Source organism: Sphingobacterium cavernae (assembly GCF_008520265.1).
GTDB lineage: Bacteria > Bacteroidota > Bacteroidia > Sphingobacteriales > Sphingobacteriaceae > Sphingobacterium > Sphingobacterium cavernae.
The window spans coordinates 193696-218526 of sequence record NZ_VIQM01000054.1; the positions used below are offsets into that span (position 1 = coordinate 193696).

Here is a 24831-nt window from a genome sequence, read left to right on the forward strand (position 1 = left end):
ACTATGATTAGGTTATCCAAAAAATTAGAACAGCTGAATAAGTGGCGAATGCAGCGTGTTTCTAACCGAAATTTTATTATTATACTCGCCTTTCTAGTGGGGATAGTGGGAGGTATTGCTGCATCATTATTGAAAGCGATGACGCATTCTATCGCTTCATTTTTACAAGACGATATAGATTGGCAATACAAATATTCGCTTTACCTGATTTTTCCGCTTATCGGTATTTTGCTTTCGGTTATATACCTCCGTAAGTTTTTACGCGGCAAAAAGTTTGAACATGGTATCACACCAATTATATACGCTATTTCGCGGAAATCAAGCCGTATAGAAACACACAATGTGTATTCTCAAATCATCACCTCAGCATTGACTGTAGGCTTTGGTGGTTCATCAGGATTGGAGGCTCCGATAGCGCATAGTGGTGCCGCAATTGGTTCGAATATAGGTCGTTTCTTTGGATTAAGTTATAAGGAATTGACAATGCTGTTGGCTTGTGGTGCTTCGGCAGGTATTTCAGGCGCATTTAATAGTCCGCTGGCAGGAATGATCTTTTCAATTGAGATTCTCTTGACAGAATTTTCCATACCAGTATTGATACCCTTGTTGATCGCTTCTGCTTTGGCGGCTGTTGTTTCCAAAATACTCTACGATGAGCCTTTGTTTTACACCACTGTAACGGATTGGGATGTTAATGCTTTATTATTTTATTTATTACTGGCTGTAATTGTAGGTATTTACACGATATACTTTTCAAAATTCAGTCAAGCCGTCAAAAAATGGGCAGGCTCTATTGCCAATCCTTACATGAAAGTATGGATGAGTGGGGTGTCGCTGGGTGTACTGATATTTATATTTCCTGCATTATATGGAGAAGGATATTTGACAATACAACAGATTTTGAATGGGCATTTTGATGCTATCGTTAAGAATAGTTTGTTTTCGGATTTTCGAAATATTGGTTGGGTAATAGTTTGTTATACAACACTGACACTGTTTGCAAAATCACTAGCTGCTTTGATTACAGTAAATAGTGGGGGTAATGGTGGAGTTTTTGGTCCAAGTCTAGTAATGGGTGGACTTCTGGGGTTTGCTTTTGCATATGGTATTAACCTTACCGGAATTATTGAACTGAATGTTCCTAATTTTGTAATGGCAGGTATGGCAGGTGCATTAAGTGGCATTATGCACGCTCCCTTGACGGGAATATTTCTGATTGCTGAAGTGACGGGAAGTTATTCATTGATGGTTCCACTGATGATTGTAGCTTCAATTTCTTACCTCATCAATAGAAATGGTATGAAACATTCGATCTATACAAAAGTTTTAGCCGATTCGGGCGACTTAATCTCGTATGAAGACAAAGACAGAACAGTATTAAGCATGATGAAGCTTCGCTATGTCATCGAAACAAACTTTGTTAAACTTTTTCCCGATGAAACACCTGAAGTTCGAAAATCAGATATTATTCATTCCAAAAGAAATATTTTTCCTATTGTAGAGCCTAACGGGAAATTCTTAGGTATAATCTACAGTGAACGATTGTTTTCAATCTTACTAGGTGAGGAGGAAGGTGTTAATCGGAACTTCGCTGCACTCGCACAAAAACCGAATGATATTGTTCGTGAAGATGAAAACATGGATATTGTGATGAAGAAAATGAATCGTGAAGATGTGTGGATTTTACCTGTGATTGATAAAAATGGAAATTATTTGGGCTTCATTTCCAAATCAGCAGTTTTCAACAAATATCGCGCACTCTTAATGCGACAAGGGTCGTACTTAGAATAAATAATATGGCTCTTATCCTCTAAGAGCCATTATTTTTGAAACGTATTTTCCTACAATATCAAATTCTAAATTAACAGTTGTACCGACATCTACATGTTGCAGATTCGTGTTTTCAATGGTATAAGGAATAATAGCTACCGAAAATCTATCTCTTTGAGAATTTACGACAGTAAGACTGATACCATTTACCGTAATCGATCCTTTTTCCACTGTAATATTATTCAATGCTGGATCATATTGAAAAGTGAACAACCAACTTCCATTTTGATCGATGCGTTCGATACATACAGCAGTCTGATCCACGTGGCCTTGTACGATATGTCCGTCAAAACGTCCATTAGCTTGTGTACAACGCTCTAAATTCACTACATCACCGACTTGCAAATAACCAAGATTAGTCTTTTGTAAAGTCTCATCTATAGCAGTTACAACATGTGTATTTGTATTGATTTCTACAACAGTTAAGCAAACCCCGTTATGTGACACACTTTGATCTATTTTTAGCTCATTTGATAGCGATGATTCAATTGTAAAGTGAATATTAGATTGATCTTGTTGTATATTTTTTACTATGCCTAAAGTTTCTATTATCCCTGTGAACATGATTGTTTTCCTTTTTACAAAAATACGGAATCATTAGGAGAATAAACAGTCGAAAAATTTTAGTGATTCGCAATGAATTTTAAATTGTATCAAAATAGTTACATTCTGAATTTGGTTACATTATTCATTTTAATTTTGCAATAAAGCAATATTGCATGAACCATAAATCGTCGATTTTAGCTTTTACACCCATTATTTTAGGATGAACTTGGAAATTTTCAGTCTGTGTATTCTTCATGCGAGTACTTTGTTAGCGTATATTTTGTGACAAAAAATCTTCGATTCAAAAATATTTCTATAAATGACTTGCGTATGTGTAAAAAGTACACTATCTTTGGTGTATCATAATTTAGGTTTATAATTGGTTATCGAAGGTTTTCATTCTCCCCGTTTGAAAACCTTTTTTTTTATTAATTTATTTGCTTGATAACCAGAATATTAATGAACCTATAGTTAAATAAATAATATTTTTTGCAGTAAGTATTTGGAACTTAATAAATTATTTTATTACCTTTGTTGAGGTTTAGGTTGATTTACCTCATAAAGAGGTTTTTTAAGCCTAAGAATTCGCTCGAATTTCTTAGGCTTTTTCTTTTTTACTTAATACTTATATATTATTAGGCTGGGTATAACCTAACCAAATAATCAATCTCACTTTATTTTAAAACAAAAGAAGCTCATTTACGAAATGTAAATGAGCTTCTTTTTGTGCCCACGGCGAGATTCGAACCCACATCGTCAGAACCGGAATCTGATATTCTATCCATTGAACTACGCAGGCGTTTCGCAAAAGTATCAATTTTATGCGAAACTCAAATTAGTTTTTGATATTAATCTCCGTGTCCCTCTTCTACAAAGTGTGCTTCAAATTTCAAGTCTAAATCATTGTCTCCTGTGAATTGCGTGTAGTTCGCATTGTTCCAATCTGTTGCTTTGATATTTTGTTTTACATTCGGTCTTAAATGACGCATAATGTAGTTCAGTACAAATGAATCTTTTTCTTTTTTCACCGTGATGTAAGCGGTAATACCTACATTGGTTTCATCTCCATATTCCAACTCTAATTCTGTGTTATTTGCACCAATCAAGAAAGCCTGGTGATTTTCATGACGGTTTAAGAATGTTTGTTCAGAAGCTCTTCCTGCAAAATCTGTGGTTTTTAATTCTAACTTATAGGTTTCACCAACATGTAAGTGCAGATGTGCGCCAACTTCAGGTAAGTAAGACGGTCCTTCAAATTTCATCGTATGCACCTCTTCATCTAGTTTAGGAGTGTAGACTGTTTTACCATCTTTAATTTCTTTATCCACAGGTGTAAAGATAAGTGTAGCTGTACTCAATTGCTCTTGATCTACTTCTTGAACTGGATCATCTTTTTTACAAGATGAAAAAGTAAAAATACTAATTAGGGCTAGTAAAATGTAATTTTTCATAATATGTACGTATTAGAATGTATAATTAATTTTTAGAGATGTATTTCTGCCGAGACTATGTGTGTAATATCTAAATCTATCTAAATAGTCTTTATATGCTGTGTTGAAAATGTTTTCTACAGAAAAAAGCAAGCCGATTTTGTTTGCATTCGGTGTTCTGAAACTCATATTTGCCAATACATCAAATGTATGATAGCTTGCAGGAGGTGCTGCAAAGTCAGAATTGGGTTCGTAGCGATCTTGCTTCGCTTGGTATTGATGTTTGATTTTTAAGTAAGCGTCATTGTCTTTCAACAAAATTCTATAAGCAATAGCTTGTTGGATTCTGTCCGCAGGGATATAAGGTAAGTAGGTATCTTTCGAAGTATTCTTTGCGCGAACAGAAGAGAATGCCAGCTCATAATTCCAATTCTTGTGCATATTAAGATTCGCTTGCAAATCTAATCCGTAAAAAATTCCATTGTCTTGTTGATATTGAAAAATAGGGAAGGTACCACGAATAGTTTGTCTGACCGAGTCAGGATTAGGTTGGCTGTAAATATAATTGTCAATAAATTGACCAAATAAATCAGCATTCACTACAAGCCATTTATTCTTATATTGTACAGTATTCAACCATTTCAAGCCTTTTTCAGACTCCAGATTAATGTTTCCAATCTCATAAGTTCCAGTACCGTGATGGATTCCATCGCTATACAATTCACTTGCTGAAGGTGCGCGCCACGCCAAAGACAAGTTACTTTTCCACGTCAAATGCTGATTGATTGCTAATGAGTTTCCAACAACTCCCGAGAAATTATTAAAATGTCTTTGATCTTTTAGCAAATACTGTGGGATAGATCCATCAGCATTCATTTGATCGTATGCAAAACGATAACCAGCCGCATCGAAGTATTTATAATCGTATCGTGCGCCTATCTCTACGTGGTTTCGTCCGTAATTAATCTTATGACTTGCAAACAATGCAATATTATGGTTGTCAAAATTAGGAATGATAGGGGTAGTACCTGTGCCTGCTATATTATTGTTTATTTGCAAAGATCCAAAAATACCGATTTGGCTATAGTTATTTTTATAAATTGCTTCCGCTTGTTGTGTTGTTAACACAATATCCGCCATCGGCGTGTCGTCAGACTGGACACGACGGAGGTCATATTCACGACGATGATTTTGTTGAATACTATAATATGTTTCAATTTTTTGGTTATCATCAAGATTGTAAGTGTAACCAAGTTTAGCAAGTTGATGTGATACGCGCTGTTTTGGCGCAGAAATTTCATAAGAAAAGTCATACGTATCAAAAGGTTTTCCGTGAGCAATGCGTGCAAAGATATCTTCCTTAGTGCCGACATGTGCACCTTGAAAAATACCTAATTCCGTTCCGAAATAACTGAAAAAAGCTGAAAAATCATGCTTTTCTTTTTTATATCCTAACAATAAGTTGCCATTTAATTCTTTTTTTCCTGTGTTACCGATATAGTAATCAGGTGTTTTTAAATTTCCAGCTTTTATTCCTGTAATACCCGCACGGTAAGAGAAATTCTGTTTAGTTCCCTCTAATTGTGTATTTAAATACACACCTCTTCCGTTACTATTTGCTCCAATATTAACAGCACCGGCTACTAGCTTATCTTTAACAATATCGTTTTGTTCCAATTTAACCAATCCACCTAACGCATCTGCACCATAGCGAAGTGCTTCAGCATTCTTGAGTATAGAAATCTTTTGATGTGCAAATGGATCAATTTCTGGCGCGTGGTCCAATCCCCATTGTTGGCTTTCGTGTCGTGTGCCGTTATTTAGTAGGATGATACGATTGCCATATAAACCGTTAATCATTGGTTTTGCGATAGTTGCTCCTGTGCGTAAAATGCTCACGCCCGAAATATCCGATAAAGCTTCTGCTAAGTTCTTACCTTGACTCTCTATTAGTTGCTCGGCTTGGAGGCTATGTGTAGAATTTGTTAAGCCTGTTTTTTGAATATCAACAGCATCCAGTCCAATTGATTTGGGTGTCAGGTAAATATTAAAAATACTGTCTTTATTGAGCTCAATACTTAGTTTTTGTGGTAAATAGGCAATGTGTGAAATATCTAAGTTTAAAGTACCTTTTGGCAAGTTATGCAGATGGAATTCACCTTGATGATTGGATAAAACCGTGATTTGATTCCCGATTTTTATATAAGCGTGAACAACGATTTCTTGTGTGTTTTCATTCAATACCTTTCCAGAAATATTGATTTTATCTTGCGCTAATGCGCCAAGCGATAGTAAAAACGTATATAAGGAAAGAAGTAAAACTCGAATCATCTGTTTGTTTATGTTGCAACTATGCTGCAAAATTAAAACAAATGCATCAATGTTGCAAATTAAATACATCATTGTTGCATAAAGTTTTCCAAAACATATTTTATTGTTATTTGTATAATAGTTGGATTTTGAACAAATCTGACTATTTATGACCTACATTGTATGAGATTTTTCTATTATTGCCTGCTTTTTTTAGTTTGTACTTCATGTGGTATTCAGCATAATGCGCCTATTACTGCAAATCCGAATCGTCAGATTCCACCAAGAACGACTATTGCATTTGTAGATCAATATGGTTCTTTTTATCCAAACGATTGGACTAATGTCTATGGTGTGCCACCACGAAATGGAAGAAAGAATGCGTATTCATTGAGTAAATTAGCTGAAGAAAAATCCTTGTCGAAAGATTTGGAAAAATTTGAGAAAGAATATTTACGTCTTTTGAGGAATCATTTACAATCCAAAAAGCGCGTGTTTATATTAATTCATGGCTTCAATGCGAAAGCAAAAGAGGTAACACGAAATTATGAACGTATTCAGAAAAAAATAAATTTAACAAATTCTGATGAAGTCATTCAGTTTTATTGGGACGGATTGTATACAAAAAATCCATTTTCAAGTTTGAAAACATGGTTTACAGCTTCAGATTATTCCCAGTACGTTGGTAAATTTGCTTTGCGCAAAATACTGAATACGATGTCAAATAAAGAAGTCTATTTGATATCACATAGTCGGGGAGCTTCGGTGATAATGTCTGCACTGAGCTCAGCACCTATCGATAGTACTAAAATGTCTGATATCGTCGAAAACCATTATGTAGATACCGCTAGTCTTCAAAATGACCTTATCCGTAATCAGAAAAATAAAATTTACGCTATTGCCTTGGCACCCGCGATAGGCAAGGCTGATTTTGAAATAAAACATGAAGACAGTACATTTAGTGTTCTATTCACTCCTCAGTTGAAGTCATTTCATATTTCTACAAATAAAACAGATTTGATGTTGAAAAAAGTGGTGGGATGGTTGTCAAATAAATTAAATCCTACTGATTTGGGGTATAAAAGTGATTCTTACGAAGAGTTGTCCAAGTCTTATAAATTTTTGAATAGGACAGATTTTTCAGGATTGAGATCGCACCATTTTATACATTACATCAATGACCGAAATTTTAATACCATCCTCAAAAAATATAAAATAAATAAGAAGTAATACAACTTATGTGCATTTACTTAACTGTTCAACTTGTATTTTTTTAAGAGCATTAACCCAAATATGAATAGTGATATAATCCATAAAATCCAAGATATGATTGCGATTCCGTAATATGAAGTTTGTGCGGTATTTACCAATAAGCAACCACCAATAAAAAGCGCAGTAGACACGCATAGCAATCTATTTAACGAATTATTACGTTGTTCCTGTGTTCTATATTTTTCAAATTCACGATGATTTACAGCAACCTTAAATTCGCCTTGATTGAGTTTATCGACCATGGTAGAGAGTGATTGTGGAGCAGTGTGCAGCAATCGACGCATCTCCCATAGCGTACCGATATTGTCTTCCAACAGTTTCTCTGGTGAAATGCGATGGGTAGCAATTTTTGTGATATAGGGTTTTACTTTGTCGACAATATTGAGGCTTGGCGACAATTCTCGTCCTATTCCTTCCATCAGTACAATACCCTTTACGAGCAAGTAAATGTGCTCGGGCATTATAATATTGTTGTCATTCAGCAAGTGTGAAAATTTACTAAACAGTGCTTTAATGTCCAATTCTTCAAGCGAATGCGTATTGATGATGTCCAACAATTCTTGAAAAGCGCGAACAAGTAGTTTTTCATCTTTGATGTCTACATGCAATGCCATTTTTTTTAATGTATTGACTAGGCGAGTAGCGTCTTTGTAAATAAAATATACCACAAAATCTTCCAAAAGTTCCTTGTCGTGTGGAGACATTTTGGCGACAGCGCCCAGGTCTATAAAAGAAACTTTACCAGATCTAGTTACTAAAATATTGCCTGGATGAGGGTCTGCATGAAAAAATCCATGTTCCAGCATTTGTGTCAAATACAGATTAAAGCATTTGTCTAATATCGCCTCTGGATCAAGGTGTAAAGCTGTAATAGCCTCTTTATTGTTGATTTTGACTCCGTCAATAAATGATATACATAAAATATTATCATTGCTCAATTCCGGATAAACTTTCATCGTCTCGATGTCTGCATTCCCTCTAAAATTGCGTGCAAACAGTTGAATATTCTTCTGTTCATTATTAAATGAAAGTTCCTCTTGTAAACTTTTGGCAAAAGCATCGAAAACATGCATTAAGTTGATTTCACGAACGACAGAATAGTAATTCGTAAGTAATTCAATGATGTCCTTCATCAATAGCAAATCAGCGCGCACGATTTCTTTTATTCCAGAACGTTTTACTTTTAGAATAACGTCTTCGCCAGTTTGCAAAGTTGCTTTGTAGGTTTGTGCGATAGATGCAGATGCGATAGGTACATTTTCAATTTCCGTAAAATAATCAGCTGCGGAAATTTCCAATTCCTCTTCCAAATGATTGATCAAATCAATTTCCTCAGGAAGGACATTATCCTGTAGTTTCTTAAATTCCTTAATTAAAGCCGTAGGGAATAAATCTTCCCGAGTAGAAAGTGTTTGCCCAAACTTTACGTACGTAGGTCCCAATTCTTCGATAGCACGTCGAACACGTTCGTAAAAAGCTGCATCTTGAGCCATTTTATCACCATTGCTGGTCGTACTATTCGAGCTGTCTAATTTGGATTTGAAATCTTCGAAACCATATTTCGTCAATATTTGCATGAGCTTGGCTGCCCTTTTCAATTTTGCTTTTTGTCTATCGAGAATTCCATCCATATCTACTAGTATTGATTCTTACTAAAATACAATTTTTCAAGTAAGTGATTTGTCATTAATTATTGTTATTTAATTAATAACGAGATGTTGGATTTGGTTTTAGAAAGCTTAATTTTTTATTTCTTCCAAAGGGATTGATCAAATCGGTAACGTAGAGTGAACGCTTGTTGATTGTCCATTCCGCCTTCTCGGAAATGAAATGATGCCGTGAATTTACCATCTATATTTTTGCCTTTGAAAGGAACCCAACCTAAGTCAAGACGGTTGTATCTGTCGCGGTGATAAAAAGAATCTCCATAAGGTAGATTAATGGCTTCACCTAAATACAGGGTATTGTGTATAAAGAACTTCTTGTAGGTCAAATGAATATTGCTGATAAAAGCTTTGCTGTTGCTGGAATATTCTGTGCGTACACGGTCAAAGCCCAAAACTGTTCCGGCATCAATTGTTAGTGAATCCAGAAGCGTATTTTCACTAAAATCCAATCCTAATCTTAGTACTAATACAGCATTATCTTGGATGTGCTCATCAGGATTATTGGTGTTGGTAAGTGCATTGTGGTAAAGTGTACCATCGTTTGCAAAATAAGCTTTGCCAAATTTGTAATTTCCACTGATGCCTGCAATAAATCTTTCTCTGTTTTCAGCACCTTGTTTGCTCAACCAATCTATAAATATGGATTGCGAAACGTTGTCGTTTCGGTAATTGAAAAACATACCTTCTAGATTAGGTCGATCATAGTTTAATGTGTCTGATAAAATAAGTAATGGAATATTCTTAAGTTTTTCTTGTCTCGGTATAAAACCAATTCCAAAATCTATTCGTTCTGAATTAAAATTGTAGTAAGCAATAGGGTTTACTTTATTTTTATTCTCAGAGTTGATGCCAAAGTCTTGATTGTAATGGATACCACCGATGATTTTGTGATTCTGATCTAGCTTTAAGTAGATTTGAGGTGAAATAATGGCTCCGAAAAACGTTTTGTCTGTTGTATATGGTGCTTTGTATTCTCTATTGTCCGCATACCCAAAAAAATCAATTTTTGTCCCCACTTCTTGCCCAAGTAAATTATGAACAAATGCAACGGTAAATAGAAATAATGTAGTAACAGCGGATTTGGATAGCGTCATTTTATTTGTCTTTAAGACAAAAATAGAAAAAGTTCCCTTATTAAAATGGATAGTTATTTTTAGGACAATTTAACTATACTAAGTCCAAGCCAGAGTGCAAACAAACCGATGAAAATACTTGCTCCAATATAAAGAAAGGCTGTCAAAGTTTGTCCCGACTCTAATAATTGTATGTTCTCAGCTGAAAATGCCGAAAATGTGGTGTATCCACCACAAAAACCTGTAATCAATAATAACTTAAAATCAGGATTTGTTAAATACTGTCTTTCGAAAAGTCCTAATAACACACCTATGATTAAACATCCTAAAATATTTACAGCAAATGTGGCTAATGGAAAAGCGGATTGGAAATGCTTATTTACAAGTACAGCTGTCAAGTAACGTAAAATACTGCCAAGTGCACCTCCAAGTCCAACCATAATTATTGCTTTTATCATGACTTTCTTTATGTACTACGATATTACTAATAATGATTCGAATATAAGAAAAACAAGGCAAGAGACTGAAGCTTATATTTTGAAAATGATTTGTTTATATTTTATTTCATCCATTCCGTCTCTCCATCAATTTTTTTTATGGAAATTATATTCAAATTTTCATAGGCATTCCAAGACTCGTATTTTACAGGTAAAGCTTTTGTGATTATTCTAATCTTTTTATTTTCCCTAAGTAAATCGTGATGGTTATAGTTTTTTAATTTGTCAAAATCGATAGAGTCGAGATAAAGCATTGCAATCTCTCCATTATCTTGTTTAAGGTTGATATAGGGTTTTTCCATTAACTTTTTTTCATACATAAACTTAAGCAAGTTCCATTGTTCCTTATCTTGTTCTTTTAGTGAGTCTTTGTTTACAGTCTCTAATTCACGTACAAATTTGAATATTAGACTATCTGGCGCACCATAAAAAGTCGGATAATTAATGATTTTGAAATAAAGGTCTCCTTCAATTAATACATGTTTTTCTGTTGTACAGCTTAGTAATAGAGATGTACTAATTAAAATATATAAGACAATTTTCATTTGTTTTTTATTTATAACTGTTGATTAAATTTAAATAAATCTATTCGATATGTTATTCATCAAATGTTCCTTCAGGTACATAAAACATTTCCAAATCTTTTTTGGATTCAATTTTTCGACATCCACCGTTTTGTAAGAGTACTAATCGCGTGGCAATACCTAAAACCGTGTGGTAATGGTGATCTGAAATAATAAATCCTTTATCGTTGCTGTTTGCTAAAATTACTTGTTGGATTTGAGCCTGTACGTAGGGTGAAACACCTGAAAATGGTTCGTCTAATAAATAGAAATCTGCGTCCTGCTGCAATAGTAGCATTAATTCTACGTAACGTTTTTCACCACCTGACAAATCAGCTACTTTTTGATGTCGAATTTTGCTAATAATTTCATCCTGTTCAAGTAAGGCATTCTGCTTAGTAAGATCCTTTACCATTAATCTTATCACCGCTGAAATAGTTAAATAGTTTGGCAGGAAATTATGTTGTGGGAGATAACAGATATTTTTGGACAAATACCCTTTTTTATATCTTTTATTATTTATCCGGATAAAAGCATTTTTAGGGTTTACCAGACCAAAAATAATTTTTAGCAAAGTGGATTTACCACAACCATTTCTACCCAACAAACCTACAATTTCGCCAATTTCACATTGAATATGTACTCCCGTCAATACGGGGATATGAGCGTTGTAGGAAAACTCTACAGAATCTACATAAAGTTGTCTTTCTAGAGAATCCATAATATAGGAGATAATGCGATAGCTATAAAAAGATTGATGAAAAATGTTCCCATTAATATACTAGTTTTTGTATACCCAATATTGAAATACATTAACCAGGAATTTTTATAGAAGAATTGGTGTAACAAAATTGTACAGATGTAACCAAATGAGGCGAACACAAAAGGGAAGTATATACTCGAACCAAAACTTAATACAGCAGAAATGGCAATATTAATAAATAGGAGTTGTCGGTATGCAAACCAGTAGACTTTCATACTTAGGTTATTTACCTAAAATTATGAAATAGGAAAATATGATTTTTTATTTTCACAGTATTTAACAATCTGCATAATAACAACAACGCCAGCAAAATTTTGCTGGCGTTGTTGTTATTTGTTTTTTATTATCCAATTCCGTGCAATGAACCACCTTTTGCAAATAATCTATCGATATTTCGCTCCACAGTTTCGTCTTTTATCAAGTCTGGTGCATGATGCGGTTTGCGTCGTGCGTCAATAATTACAGGTCCTTCGCATCCCCAGTGTTTGAATTTGGTAAACGATTTAATACCATAAATATCATATGCAGGATTTGACTTAGTAAATGTTTCCCACACAAAGTTATTTTCATTAGCAGCTGTGAAATCAGCATTGTCGACTAAGACAATCAACTGGATTCCTTCAAAGTTTATGTCTTTAGCCGCGTTTGTCCATGCTTCTAATACGCTCTCTTCATTGTCATAAGAAGTAAAATCAGCCCCTTCAACGGCAATAATTCCTGGTAACACTAATTTTGTCTTATTAAAAGGTTGTGGAAGCTCAAATCCTGTAGGGAGCTCTTTTGCTAATTCTCTTTTTTTAGAACCAGCAGCCGCAAATACGACTTTCGATCCAGCATTCAAGCCATCACCCGTGTAATCCAATGTATCTATGGTTGTGTTCGTTTGAAAATGTAAATCGCGTGTTAAATCGATGCGCTCTAGAATATGAGTGAAAAATCCTTTCACATCGTGAATATCCAAATTAGGATTATCTTCCGCTGCTGCTATGATTAAGTATTTCGCTAAACTCAGTTGATTTTTACCTAACACTTGATTCGCGATAGTTAATATCTCTTGAGGGCGCTCAACAGTTTGATAGGGTGTATATGATTCACGTCCAATAGCAAATAGAAGAGGATGCACACCTGCGGCATCTACAGCATGAACAGCTTTCAAACCGTTTATTTCTTGCGGAATGGCTGATCCTGTTATCTCATGAATTAATGCGCCAAAACTCGTGTCTTCCTGCGGTGGACGTCCGACAACCGTAAATGACCAAATTGGATCTTTTTTGTGGTACACGTTATGAACTTTCATCAGCGGAAAATCGTGAATCAAACTGTAATAGCCGATGTGATCACCAAAAGGACCTTCAGGTTTGTTCTCACCGGGATAGACCGTACCTGTGATTACGAAATCAGCATCCGCCGAAATACAAAAACCTTTTTCATCGTAGAAATAGCGAAATCTTCTGTTGCCCAGAGCACCCGCGAAAATCATTTCAGATAGACCTTCGGGCAAAGGCATCACTGCTGAAAGTGGGTGAGAAGGAGGGCCACCTACGAAAATACTTACTTTCAAAGGCTTGCCTAATTCATTCGCTTTTTGTTGGTGAACACCAATTCCACGGTGCAATTGGTAATGTAAACCTATTTCTTGGTCTTGGATATATTCATTACCCGAAAGTTGAATGCGATACATACCCAAATTCGCTTTCATAATACCTGGCTTGGTCACATCTTCGGTATATACTTGCGGCATCGTCACAAATGCGCCACCGTCCATCGGCCAGTTTACTATTTGAGGTAGCTTGCTGATTTGCGTTTTACCGTAAAGAATAGGAGCTCCGGATTTCTTTTTCCATGGTAAGGCACCTAAAGCAACAGCAGAAGAACCAATATATTGAAAAGGATTTTTTAATACTGCGGTGGGATCCATTTTCACATCAACTAATTTTTTGATGTGATCCAACGTATCTCTAAACATAAACTTCGAACGATCAAGTGTTCCAAACAAGTTAGAAACAGCAGGAAATTCAGAGCCTTTTATATTTTCAAACAATAGAGCTGGTCCTTGCGCATCATAAACGCGCATGTGTATGGCTGCCATTTCCAAATAAGGATCTACTTCTTCTTTGATTCGTACCAAATGTCCGTGTTTCTCTAAGTCAGCTACACATGCTGCTAAACTTGGGTATCCCATAATTTTCGAAGTGTTTGTGAATTGCAAAAATAAGAGATTATTTAACTTTATATGTACTTATAGACTCTGTTAAAAGCGCGTAACGGTGGAAGATGATACTATTATGTCACTTTTGACTGATTTGATATTCGCAATATCCGAACGATCAATTATCTCAGAGATGTATTCGGCATATTGATCATACGATACCCCCGAAAAATATTTATTGAAAATCTTAGCAATTCTTTTATTTGCGATAGGAATAATCTTATGTTTCTTGTGGGCAGACAGATTATCTTGGTAAAGATTCATGACTTGTTCAATCTCCATTCTATTAGCGCCTGTATATTCTACATATTCATTGCTGTAATTAGAATTCCAGTCTACACTTTTGATCCAATTCATAAAATCTTCTAAATGGATAGGACTAAAACTCACGTTTTTTTGTGGTTTGTAAAGAAAGATAATTTTATTCTTAAGCATTTTGTCCATAAAATCATTAAAAGAAGTTCCTTCTCCAATGGCAACATCTTTAAGGATAATAGTAAAATTCACCTCAAATTCTATAAAGAGCTTTTCTATTTCTGATAAGAATTTTCTGTCATAGATCGTGCCTACATAGATGATGCGGTTACAATTATTTCTTTTAGAAAACTGAATGAAATTCCGAATGGACAACAATTCATAATTAGCTCCAAAAATGTCATTAAGCTCTGGGGTTTGTGTGAAATAAATAGCCAATTTACAGGCAGAGAGACTAAGATTAATACTGTGTGGAGTGTAGCGTACTATATCAAAATTATAAAGTTGTGTTTGCGTAGGTATTTTTAGTTTACTTATTAATAAGTTTTGATCGCGAACAATTCCGTGCGTTTGGAAGTTGACATCATATAGATAATGCAATGAAGCTTTGCCAAGATATGAATTAAGTCCACAGGTAATAACATTCATTTTTCGAAGTTAGGAAATTGTTTATTTATCTTAGATAACCGATTTAAATAACGTATTGTTTTAATTTTTTTATTGTTAGAATAGTGTAATATTGGTCTACGTAAGTTCGATTATACATATAAATACAATATCTTTACGCATTAACATTCTAAATTAAGAGGGACTTCGCACGATTTTATGATGAGCAGAAAGGTTATATTGGTATGGTTTCGAAACGATTTGCGGACATCTGATAATGAGGTGTTATTTTCAGCCGTTGAAAAATCAACTTTTGTAATTCCTGTTTATATTTTCGATCCGCGATATTATGCCGTAGGAAAACAGGGCTTTTCTAATACAGGCGATTTAAGACACGATTATATTGTGCATTCTGTCGCGGCATTAAAAGAAAAATTACAATCTCTAGGTGGTGACCTCTTGACCTATGAAGGTTATCCCGAAGAAATCATTCCGAAATTGGTGCAAAAGTATGAAGTGGATGAAGTCTATCATCACCGTGAAGTAGCACGTCGTGAGACACGTGTTTCTGAGCTTGTCGAGGAGTCACTATGGCAGGTGAAGCGCAATTTAAAGCATTTTATCGGTCACACCATGTACCATAAAGAAGACTTACCTTTCCCAATAAAGGATATTCCTAATGATTTCAATACTTTTAAGAAAAAAGTAGCTAAAGAAAGTTTTGTTCGTGCTTGTCTTCCTGATGTAAAACAAATAGCCATACCACCACATTTGGAGAAAACTGATTTTCCATTTCAGGTGAATGATGATTTGGCATCATATGGAGAATTGGCAGCTCAAAAAGCAATGCATGCGGTGTTGGTAGAACCAGATAAACATAAAGATTTGTATACGGTGTTGTCGCCGTATTTAGCGCATGGCGTATTGTCGCCTGCACAAGCTTTTCATTTCTTTACAGCACATCAAAACACACAAAATAAGAAAAAACTTAGTTTGGTCATGGAAGGCTTGCTTTGGCGCGATTACTACCGTTTCATGCTCAAGAAATTTACCAACTGTTATTTCAAATCTGCTGAACAACATGAAGAAGATGCGCAAGCGATTCAGTCATTTGTAGATGGAAAAACCGAAGACTTGGAGATTAATTCTTTGATTGAGCGTCTAAATAATGAAGGTATGATTACTCGTGCAGAACGTGAGTATCTAGCTTTATATTTTATCCATGAACTTAAGCAGCCTTGGTTGACAGGAGCAGCATTTTTCGAAAAACAATTGGTGGATTATGCGCCTGCTACTATTTATGGTTTTTGGTCGCATATTGCAGGTGAGGGGACAAGTTTGAAAAACAATAAGTCAGATGCGGACTGGTTAAGGATAAAAAAGACCAAAGAACAGGAAGTTTGAAGCTAAAAATTATTCATAAAAGTCAAAAATATTTTAACAGTTAAAACTTTGCTTTTTCTGCTCCAAAATCTTCAATTTCAATACAAATAACTGCATATTAATTCATAAATTTGGCGAATTATATAGACTGTAATATTATAATGGACAAACTTACATATTTGAGTAATGCCGATTCAAGTTATATTGATGGCTTATATCAAGCGTACAAACAAGATCCAAACTCGATAGATTTTGGATGGCAAAAATTTTTCGAAGGCTTTGAATTTGGTCAGAGTTCTGAGGGCGTAGTTATTGAGGATGAGAATGTTTCAGAGCACGCTTTAAAAGAAATCAATGTATTGAATATGATTCATGGTTACAGAGATCGTGGTCACTTATTCACCCAAACAAACCCTGTTCGTGAGCGTCGTAAATATTATCCGGGCAAAGAATTAGAAACTTTTGGTTTGTCAGAAGCAGACATGGATACAGTTTTCAATGCAGGTATTGAGATCGGTATTGGTCCAGCAAAATTACGTGATATTCGCCAATTAATCGAAGATACATACTGTCGTTCGATTGGTGCTGAATTCAAATATATCCGTAATCCAGAAAAAATTAAATGGTTGCAAGAGCGCATGGAAGCGGATCGCAACCAACCTAAATATTCTGTAGAGCAAAAGAAACGTATTTTACAAAAAATCAATAAAGCTGTTGTTTTTGAAAGCTTCTTAGGAACAAAATTCTTAGGACAAAAGCGTTTCTCTTTAGAAGGTGCAGAAAGCTTAGTGCCAGCATTAGACTCTGTAATGGAAAAAGGTGCTGAATTAGGTATTCAAGAATTTATGATCGGTATGGCGCACCGTGGTCGTTTGAATGTATTAGCAAACATCATGGGTAAGCCTTACAAAACCATTTTATCTGAATTTGAAGGTAAAATGTATAAACAAGAAGATCCTGAATTACAATTTGGCGGTGACGTTAAATATCACTTAGGTTATTCTTCTGATATCACAACGGACAGTGGTAAGACAATTCACTTGTCATTAGCTCCAAATCCTTCACACTTAGAGACAGTTGATCCTATCGTAGAAGGTATGGTTCGTTCTAAGATTGACATGAAATACGATGGTGATTCGTCAAAAATTGCACCTATCTTAATTCACGGTGATGCAGCTATTGCAGGTCAAGGTGTTGTATATGAGGTTACTCAAATGTCGAAATTGGACGGTTACAAAACTGGTGGTACTGTTCACATTGTGATCAACAACCAAGTAGGTTTCACGACGAACTACAAAGATGCGCGTTCGGGAACTTACTGTACTGACGTAGCGAAAATCACGTCTTCACCTGTATTCCATGTGAATGGTGACGATGCAGAAGCGGTAGTATATGCAATCAATTTAGCGGTAGAATACCGTCAAAAATATAAAACTGATGTGTTTATTGATTTATTGTGTTACCGTCGTTTCGGTCACAATGAAGCGGATGAACCAAAGTTCACTCAACCATTATTGTACAAACTAATTGAAAAGCATCCAAATCCAAAAGATGTGTATGCGAAAAAATTAGAAGCAGAAGGTTCTATTGATGCCAAATATGCTAAGCAAGTTGAGAAAGAATTCAAAGACTATTTGCAAACACAATTGGAAGAAGCGAAAGCTGTAGAAGTTTTAGTGGAAGAGGTTCCAATGTTTGGCGGTGCATGGAAAGGATTACGTCCAGCTAAAAAAGCGGATATTTTCGTTCCAGTTGACACAAAAGTAGACGACAAGACTTTCTTGTCGCTAGCCAAAGAAATTACATCATTGCCAAAAGACAAGAAGATTTTCCGTAAGATTTCAAAATTGTACGAAGACCGTGCTGCGATGATCGGAAAAGACTCATACGATTGGGCAATGGGTGAATTGATGGCATACGCGACGTTGTTGAATGAAGGTAAACGCGTACGTATCTCTGGACAGGACGTTCAACGCGGTACATTCTCACACCGTCATGCGGTATTGACTTTAGAAGATTCAGAAGAGAAATATGCACCTTTGGCTCAAATCAAAGGCGGTGATAAATTTAATATCTACAATTCATTACTATCAGAGTATGGTGTTTTAGGTTTTGAATATGGTTATGCTTCGGCAAATCCACAAGCTTTGACAGTTTGGGAAGCACAATTTGGTGATTTCTATAACGGTGCACAGATCGTAGTTGACCAATATTTAAGTTCTGGCGAAACGAAATGGAAACGTTCGAATGGTTTGGTGATGATGCTTCCTCATGGTATGGAAGGTCAAGGTCCAGAGCACTCTTCGGGTCGTATCGAAAGATTCTTAGAATTGTGTGCAAATGATAATTTAATCATTGCAAATTGTACTACACCAGCTAACTATTTCCACTTGTTGCGTCGTCAATTAGTACGTGACTTCCGTAAGCCTTTGGTAGTTTTTACACCAAAAAGTTTATTGCGTCACCCTAAAGTAGTTTCTCCATTAGCTGACTTTACAACAACTAATTTCCAGGAAGTAATTGATGATACTTCAGTAAAAGCGGCGTCAGTTAAGCGTGTATTATTTTGTTCAGGTAAAATTTATTACGAATTATTGGATCGTCAGCAAGCTGAAAAACGCACTGATATTGCTATCGTTCGTATCGAACAATTATATCCGTCGCCTGTAGAACAATTGCAAGCTATTCATAAAAAATACAATAAAGCTACGGAGTTCATTTGGGTACAAGAAGAAAATGAGAATATGGGTGCATGGCCTCATTTCTGCCGCAAATTTAGAAGAACGGATATCGAATTCACGGATGTTATTGCGAGAAACGAAAGTGGAAGCCCTGCGACTGGTTATATGAAACAACATGTTGCGCAACAAGAAGCAATTATTAATAAAGCATTTGCATAAACAAAAATAAAAGACCTGCGTTGTAATAGAGTACTATTACAACGTTGGTTTTAAAGAATAAACACATGAGCTTAGAAATCAAAGTCCCTACCGTTGGTGAATCGATCACCGAAGTAACATTAGCCCAATGGCTAAAACAAGATGGCGATTACGTCGAAATGGACGAAAACATCGCTGAATTGGAATCAGACAAAGCTACATTTGAATTACCTGCAGAGAAAGCTGGTGTTCTACGTATCATCGCACAAGAAGGCGATACGTTAGAGATCGGTGCTGTAGTATGTACCATCGAAGATGGTGATGCTCCTGCTGGTGACGCAAAACCGGAGGCTCCTGTAGCTACAGAATCTGCTGCTCCAGCAGCTAAAGCGCAAGAAGCATCAGAAGATCCAGACTCGTACGCGGCTGGCACAGCTTCTCCTGCTGCGGCAAAAATTTTACGAGAAAAAGGTATTGATGCTTCCACTATAAAAGGTACAGGTAAAGACGGACGTATTACTAAAGAAGATGCAGAGAAAGCACAAGCTAAACCAGCAGCTCCTAAAGCAGAATCAAAACCTGCAACATCAGCTCCGGCTCCAGCGCCTACAGTAACTGGTGAGCGCAATGAGCGTCGTGAGAAGATGAGTTCTTTACGTAAAACTATCGCTAAGCGTTTAGTTTCTGTGAAAAACGAAACTGCAATGTTGACTACGTTCAATGAAGTAAACATGCAGCCTATCATGGACTTGAGAGCTAAATACAAAGATATTTTCAAAGAGAAACACGGTGTAGGTCTTGGTTTCATGTCATTCTTTACTAAAGCTGTGACTACAGCATTGAGAGAATGGCCTGCAGTTAATGCACGTATCGAAGAAAACGAAATTGTATATTCTGATTTCGCTGATGTATCTATTGCTGTTTCTGCGCCAAAAGGATTAGTAGTTCCTGTTATTCGTAATGCGGACAAACTTTCTTTGCAAGGAATTGAAAAAGAAATTATCGCTCTAGCGACTAAAGCAAGAGACAATAAATTGACTATTGATGAGATGACTGGCGGTACATTTACTATCACTAATGGTGGTGTATTTGGATCAATGATGTCAACTCCAATTATCAACGCTCCTCAATCAGCAATTTTGGGTATGCACAATATCGTGCAACGTCCTATCGCTGAAAACGGTCAAGTGGTTATCCGTCCGATGATGTACATCGCGTTATCATACGATCACCGTATCATCGATGGTCGTGAGTCAGTAAGTTTCTTAGTTCGTGTTAAACAACTATTAGAGGACCCTGCTCGTTTATTATTAGAAGTGTAAGTTATAAAAAACTTATATAATATAATCTGAAGCCCTATTTTCATCGAATAGGGCTTCTTTATTTAAGGAGATAGTAAATGTAAATAATTTATTAAATTAATTATATATTAAAAACAATATTAATAATATAATAATTTTAGTAAATTTACTTTGTTAGCTATAATTAATAGACTGACCATCTAACCTTAAATTATGAACAAAATTTTAAAAGTACTATTAGCCGTAATTGGCTTTGTACTCCTTATCCTCCTCCTTGCGAGTACGTATCTCATTTATTTTTTACCAAATGTCGGACCTGCACCTACATTAACAGTTGATTCGTCAGCGGAACGAATCGAACGTGGTAAATATTTGGCAAACCACGTCACTGTCTGCATGGATTGTCACAGCACTCGAGATTGGACAAGATTTTCTGCGCCCTTAGCAGTTGATTTAGAGGCAGGCGGTGAGCTCTTTAGTACTGATATGGGTTTTCCAGGGACAACTTATTCACCCAATATCACGCCACACAGTTTAAACGAATGGACTGATGGAGAAATTTTTAGAGCAATTACTTCTGGTGTCAATAAAGACGGAAAGGCTATGTTCTCGGTGATGCCTTATCACAATTATGGCACTATGGATAAAAAAGACATTTATAGCATAATTGTGTATTTGCGTACTCTCGAACATATAGAATCAGAAGTTCCAGAGCGAGAATTAGACTTTCCAGTGAATATCTTGGTCAATCTTTCTCCTAAAATTGCTTCATTAACAGAGATTCCTAGCCCTTCAGATAGTGTAGCAAATGGAGCTTATGTAATTAATGCGTCCGGATGTGTGCATTGTCATAGCCAAACTGATAAAGGAGCTTTGATAAAGGGTACAAAATACGGTGGAGGTATGGAATTTCAACAGCCTGCAGGTATAATCCGTGGTCCAAATATTACTATGCACAAGACAAATGGAATTGGGTCTTCGACAAAGGAAACTTTTGTAAATCGCTTTAAACATTATGTAGATAGCACGTATGCAGCTGAAAAATTAAACGCGACAGATTGGAATACACCTATGCCTTGGACGATGTATGTTGGTATGAAAGTGTCGAATTTGGAAGCTATATACGACTATTTAAATAGTTTAGAGCCGAAAGATAACATAGTGGTTAAGTTTGAACCGTATAAAATGTGATAGGATAAAAAAAGGTATTAAAGCTTGATTTCTTTAGTACCTTAGAGTTTTAGGCGGCAGTCGGTTTTGCCATGAATTTAATCACGCGTATGTGCGACATGAATGCCTGCCAAAATGTTTTGTATTCTATATAAGGAATGTTGTGTTCTTGGCAAGTTTCTCTAACGATCTTGTTTAGTTCGGGATAATGTACATGACTTATCTTAGGGAATAAGTGATGTTCAACCTGAAAATTCAATCCACCCAAAAGCCAAGTCAAAACTTTGCTCTTCGTTGAAAAATTAGCCGTCGTTTGCAATTGATGAATCATCCATTCTTCTTCTACCACTTCGTTTGATTTGAAGTGAGTGCCATCAACCACATGGGCTAACTGGAATACAATAGCCAAACATAATCCACATACAATAGCTGAAATTAGTAATCCCAATAACGCTTTTGCCCATCCCAATACCATGATAGGGATAACAAGGAATAAGATAAAATGAAATACTTTCGAAGACCAAAAAATAATTTTTTCCTTCAATGGAAAATTAAATTTATCCGCATTTGGAGACATACGCTGTCTAAAATATTTCTCATAGTCTTGATAGAATATCCATGCCAAATACGAAATACTGTACAATCCTAGAAAATATAAATGTTGGTATTTATGATGTTTCTTTAACTTTTGGTCGTGGTGTATACGCATGAATTTTACTTCAATATCATGATCCTCGCCATCAATGTTGGTATAAGTATGGTGCGCAATATTATGTTTTAATTTCCAAAAAAATATATTACCACCCAGCAAATTTAGGCTATAAGATAAGCCTGTATTCAGTCTTTTATTCTCTGAGAATGAATTGTGTCCCGCATCATGCATGATATTAAATCCAATAGCGGCTAGGTTGACACCGAAGATCATACAGAGTAGAATGCTGATCAACCATTGCGGTTGGACAAAGACTAAAATGCTATATAATACAGCAAATGAGATTAAGAGGACAGATGCTTTAATGAAAATTCTTCTGTTGCCTGTTTTTTTAGTAAAGTTACTACTGAAATAATTATTCGTTTTCTGTTTAAGACTTTTGGAGAATAATGAATTTTTCTGGTTGAATTTAATTGTTTGAGTCATTCTAATTTTTGACTGTGTTGAATAACGGAACATAACTTCCGCACGTTAATTATTTAAATATACAAAACAGAAATCATATTTAAATTTATTTAACAAAAATTTAGTGTTTTACTGTAGCTGATTATAAAGAAAAGCAGAGCGTAAAAGTAACGTCCAGCTCTGCGATTTACATATAATTAAACAGTCAAATTATTCTTCATCCTCACCTATAACAACTTCATTCTTGTTATTGACATATAATGTTTTACAAAGGTAAGTCGAGGATTTTAAGTCACTTTCATTCCATTTGTCGGCCATGAAAATGAATTTATTTTTTTAGTATTCACAGGAATTACAAAAGTACCTTGAGAAGGTGATATAAGTGTCTTTGCCTTTACATGGATTACCATAGTTTGTCCAGTCGCCTGATATTTCATCCGCACTGCCATAATTAGCTTCATTTTGGGGCCAGCCTGTAAGGCCAGATGTCACAATATAATACCTTTTCTTGTATTTAAATACAGCAGGGGCTTCACGACTTTTCTCGATAAAAATTCTTTTATAAGTAGCTGTATGTTTAAGGTAATCGTCGGATAATAAAGCAATATGCATTGTTTTGTTGTCTTCTGAGGAGAAAAAATGATACGCTTTACCATCATCATCCACAAATACCGTCATATCTCGTGCAATATAGCCATTCGGTCGTAAGTTTTCGATATACGTAAATGGTCCTGTTACTTTATCGCTAACGGCAACACCTGATCGAGCATAACTGTAGTCTTCAGAGTCGACGTGCATCCACAATACATATTTCTTAGTTTTCTTATTGTAGACTACTTTTGGCCTTTCAAGGACTTTAAATATGTGTAAATCGTGGTTAGGGTCAGTTGTGTTTGCAGCCAATACGACACCTTCATTTTTCCAATTTTTTAAATCTTTGGATGAATAGTAAGATACCCCTCCAGCATCAACCCGACGTGAGCCTGAAGGCATACTGTAAGATTCACCTTCTTTTATTTTACCATACCAATAATATGTTCCATTGTGAAATAATATACCACCTCCATGTGCATTTATGTGTTTGCCATCTGTATCCATGAATGTGTACTTTTCTTGAGAATATACATTAGTCAGTATACACAATGTGATGATTAAAAAAATTACAGATCTCATTTTTTTTGCTTGATATTTTATTAAGTTTTTGTTTTATTAGTTATTTTATTAAGTTTTGTTTTTTAAAATTTATCAAAACTATAAAATATATCTTTTGGAGGTTATTTTATTTCTTTATGTATTTGTAATGTTACTTAAATGCAATACCGTCCTAAATAATTGGAAAAATGGCGGTGGATTTATATAGCAGGGATTGCTATCTTTAATTCGCTAAAATCATTTTACCGCAATGGTAAATATAAACGTATTTTCTTAGATTTTAGGGCTTGTAGATCGCAATATTTTTAACAAATTGGTTCAACAATATCAGTCCGACAAACATCACAAAGGGATCAATAGTTGGACACACTTTGTGAGTAACCTGAATTCGATTATTAATTCTATTTAAAATTGCAATCATGGTGGTAAATGTTTATATTTAAGTATCTGAAATTCAAATATTTAACAATATACCAGACCATGATTACATACGATAAAGTTACCGATATTTTCTGCATAGTTGATGAGTTTTGCAAGAACTTTGAAAAAAACACTAAAAACTTCATCATTGGGAAGGCTTCAAGACGACCAGCAACCATGTCAAATAGTGAGATCATTAGTATCCTACTATTATTTCAGATTAGTGGCTTTAAATGTTTCAAGCATTATTACATATTTTACGTACAGCGCCACATGAACAAAGATTTCCCTAAGACAGTTTCTTACAATCGTTTTGTAGAACTTAGCCAGACTGTGATTATGCCCTTAACTATGTTTCTGAAAACCTGTTGTTCGGGTTCTTGTACAG

The 24831-nt window shown here is 35.4% G+C and carries 19 protein-coding genes, 1 tRNA gene and 1 pseudogene; 8 read left to right on the top strand and 13 right to left on the bottom strand.

Annotated elements, in window-relative coordinates; all coding sequences use genetic code 11:
• Positions 1–3 precede the first annotated feature (3 nt).
• Positions 4–1791 (top strand): chloride channel protein, encoded by a 1788-nt coding sequence (locus tag FLS47_RS11240; protein ID WP_149914460.1) that lies wholly within the window; start codon positions 4–6, stop codon positions 1789–1791.
• Positions 1792–1803: 12 nt separating this feature from the next.
• Here FLS47_RS11240 and FLS47_RS11245 read toward each other — a convergent pair whose 3' ends face one another.
• From FLS47_RS11245 to FLS47_RS11260, 4 genes are all read right to left on the bottom strand, one after another.
• The gene (locus FLS47_RS11245; RefSeq protein ID WP_149914461.1) at positions 1804–2394 is read right to left on the bottom strand and encodes a riboflavin synthase; all 591 of its coding nucleotides are present in this window, start codon (positions 2392–2394) and stop codon (positions 1804–1806) included.
• 709 nt (positions 2395–3103) lie between these two features.
• Positions 3104–3175: transfer RNA gene (locus tag FLS47_RS11250), tRNA-Arg, on the bottom strand.
• Positions 3176–3224: 49 nt separating this feature from the next.
• On the bottom strand, positions 3225–3827 hold the full coding sequence (locus FLS47_RS11255) for a hypothetical protein (protein ID WP_149914462.1): 603 nt from the start codon (positions 3825–3827) through the stop codon (positions 3225–3227).
• A gap of 12 nt (positions 3828–3839) precedes the next feature.
• A complete protein-coding gene (locus tag FLS47_RS11260) occupies positions 3840–6137 on the bottom strand; it encodes a TonB-dependent receptor (protein WP_188347418.1) in 2298 nt (765 codons plus the stop codon).
• Positions 6138–6299: 162 nt separating this feature from the next.
• On the opposite strand from FLS47_RS11260, the gene FLS47_RS11265 reads away from it, so the two are divergent.
• Positions 6300–7346, top strand: a complete 1047-nt coding sequence (locus tag FLS47_RS11265; protein WP_149914464.1) for an alpha/beta hydrolase — start codon at positions 6300–6302, stop codon at positions 7344–7346.
• Positions 7347–7366: 20 nt separating this feature from the next.
• On the opposite strand, the gene FLS47_RS11270 is transcribed toward FLS47_RS11265, so the two are convergent.
• The 7 genes from FLS47_RS11270 to FLS47_RS11300 all read right to left on the bottom strand — a co-directional run bounded on the left by FLS47_RS11270 (position 7367) and on the right by FLS47_RS11300 (position 15063).
• The gene (locus tag FLS47_RS11270; RefSeq protein WP_149914465.1) at positions 7367–9019 is read right to left on the bottom strand and encodes an ABC1 kinase family protein; all 1653 of its coding nucleotides are present in this window, start codon (positions 9017–9019) and stop codon (positions 7367–7369) included.
• A gap of 116 nt (positions 9020–9135) precedes the next feature.
• Positions 9136–10149 (bottom strand): hypothetical protein, encoded by a 1014-nt coding sequence (locus FLS47_RS11275; protein ID WP_149914466.1) that lies wholly within the window; start codon positions 10147–10149, stop codon positions 9136–9138.
• A gap of 59 nt (positions 10150–10208) precedes the next feature.
• Complete coding sequence (crcB, locus tag FLS47_RS11280) at positions 10209–10586, bottom strand: fluoride efflux transporter CrcB (protein WP_149914467.1); 378 nt, start codon at positions 10584–10586, stop codon at positions 10209–10211.
• 101 nt (positions 10587–10687) lie between these two features.
• Positions 10688–11170 (bottom strand): hypothetical protein, encoded by a 483-nt coding sequence (locus FLS47_RS11285; RefSeq protein ID WP_149914468.1) that lies wholly within the window; start codon positions 11168–11170, stop codon positions 10688–10690.
• Between the two features lie 52 nt (positions 11171–11222).
• Positions 11223–11909: an ATP-binding cassette domain-containing protein gene (locus FLS47_RS11290; RefSeq protein WP_149914469.1), complete on the bottom strand. Its 687-nt coding sequence runs from the start codon at positions 11907–11909 to the stop codon at positions 11223–11225.
• A gap of 385 nt (positions 11910–12294) precedes the next feature.
• Positions 12295–14133: a UbiD family decarboxylase gene (locus FLS47_RS11295; protein WP_149914470.1), complete on the bottom strand. Its 1839-nt coding sequence runs from the start codon at positions 14131–14133 to the stop codon at positions 12295–12297.
• Positions 14134–14202: 69 nt separating this feature from the next.
• Complete coding sequence (locus tag FLS47_RS11300) at positions 14203–15063, bottom strand: hypothetical protein (RefSeq protein ID WP_149914471.1); 861 nt, start codon at positions 15061–15063, stop codon at positions 14203–14205.
• Positions 15064–15240: 177 nt separating this feature from the next.
• On the opposite strand from FLS47_RS11300, the gene FLS47_RS11305 reads away from it, so the two are divergent.
• The 4 genes from FLS47_RS11305 (at position 15241) to FLS47_RS11320 (ending at position 21775) form a co-directional block, all read left to right on the top strand.
• Positions 15241–16425: a deoxyribodipyrimidine photo-lyase gene (locus FLS47_RS11305; RefSeq protein WP_149914472.1), complete on the top strand. Its 1185-nt coding sequence runs from the start codon at positions 15241–15243 to the stop codon at positions 16423–16425.
• A 140-nt stretch (positions 16426–16565) separates the two neighbouring features.
• Positions 16566–19304, top strand: coding sequence for a 2-oxoglutarate dehydrogenase E1 component (locus FLS47_RS11310; RefSeq protein ID WP_149914473.1), 2739 nt, complete (start codon positions 16566–16568; stop codon positions 19302–19304).
• A gap of 65 nt (positions 19305–19369) precedes the next feature.
• On the top strand, positions 19370–20605 hold the full coding sequence (odhB, locus tag FLS47_RS11315) for a 2-oxoglutarate dehydrogenase complex dihydrolipoyllysine-residue succinyltransferase (RefSeq protein WP_149914474.1): 1236 nt from the start codon (positions 19370–19372) through the stop codon (positions 20603–20605).
• Between the two features lie 192 nt (positions 20606–20797).
• Entirely contained in the window at positions 20798–21775 is a 978-nt protein-coding gene (locus FLS47_RS11320) for a cytochrome C (RefSeq protein ID WP_149914475.1), read from the top strand.
• A 49-nt stretch (positions 21776–21824) separates the two neighbouring features.
• Here FLS47_RS11320 and FLS47_RS11325 read toward each other — a convergent pair whose 3' ends face one another.
• Positions 21825–22892 carry a fatty acid desaturase family protein gene (locus tag FLS47_RS11325; protein WP_149914476.1) on the bottom strand — a complete coding sequence of 356 codons (1068 nt, stop codon included), beginning with the start codon at positions 22890–22892 and terminating at the stop codon, positions 21825–21827.
• 315 nt (positions 22893–23207) lie between these two features.
• On the bottom strand, positions 23208–24044 hold the full coding sequence (locus tag FLS47_RS11330) for a glycoside hydrolase family 43 protein (protein ID WP_149914477.1): 837 nt from the start codon (positions 24042–24044) through the stop codon (positions 23208–23210).
• A gap of 256 nt (positions 24045–24300) precedes the next feature.
• On the opposite strand from FLS47_RS11330, the gene FLS47_RS19050 reads away from it, so the two are divergent.
• Complete coding sequence (locus FLS47_RS19050; RefSeq protein ID WP_149914490.1) at positions 24301–24432, top strand: DUF4372 domain-containing protein; 132 nt, start codon at positions 24301–24303, stop codon at positions 24430–24432.
• A 71-nt stretch (positions 24433–24503) separates the two neighbouring features.
• Positions 24504–24831 (top strand): annotated as a pseudogene (locus FLS47_RS19130) (IS982 family transposase); the annotation flags it as partial.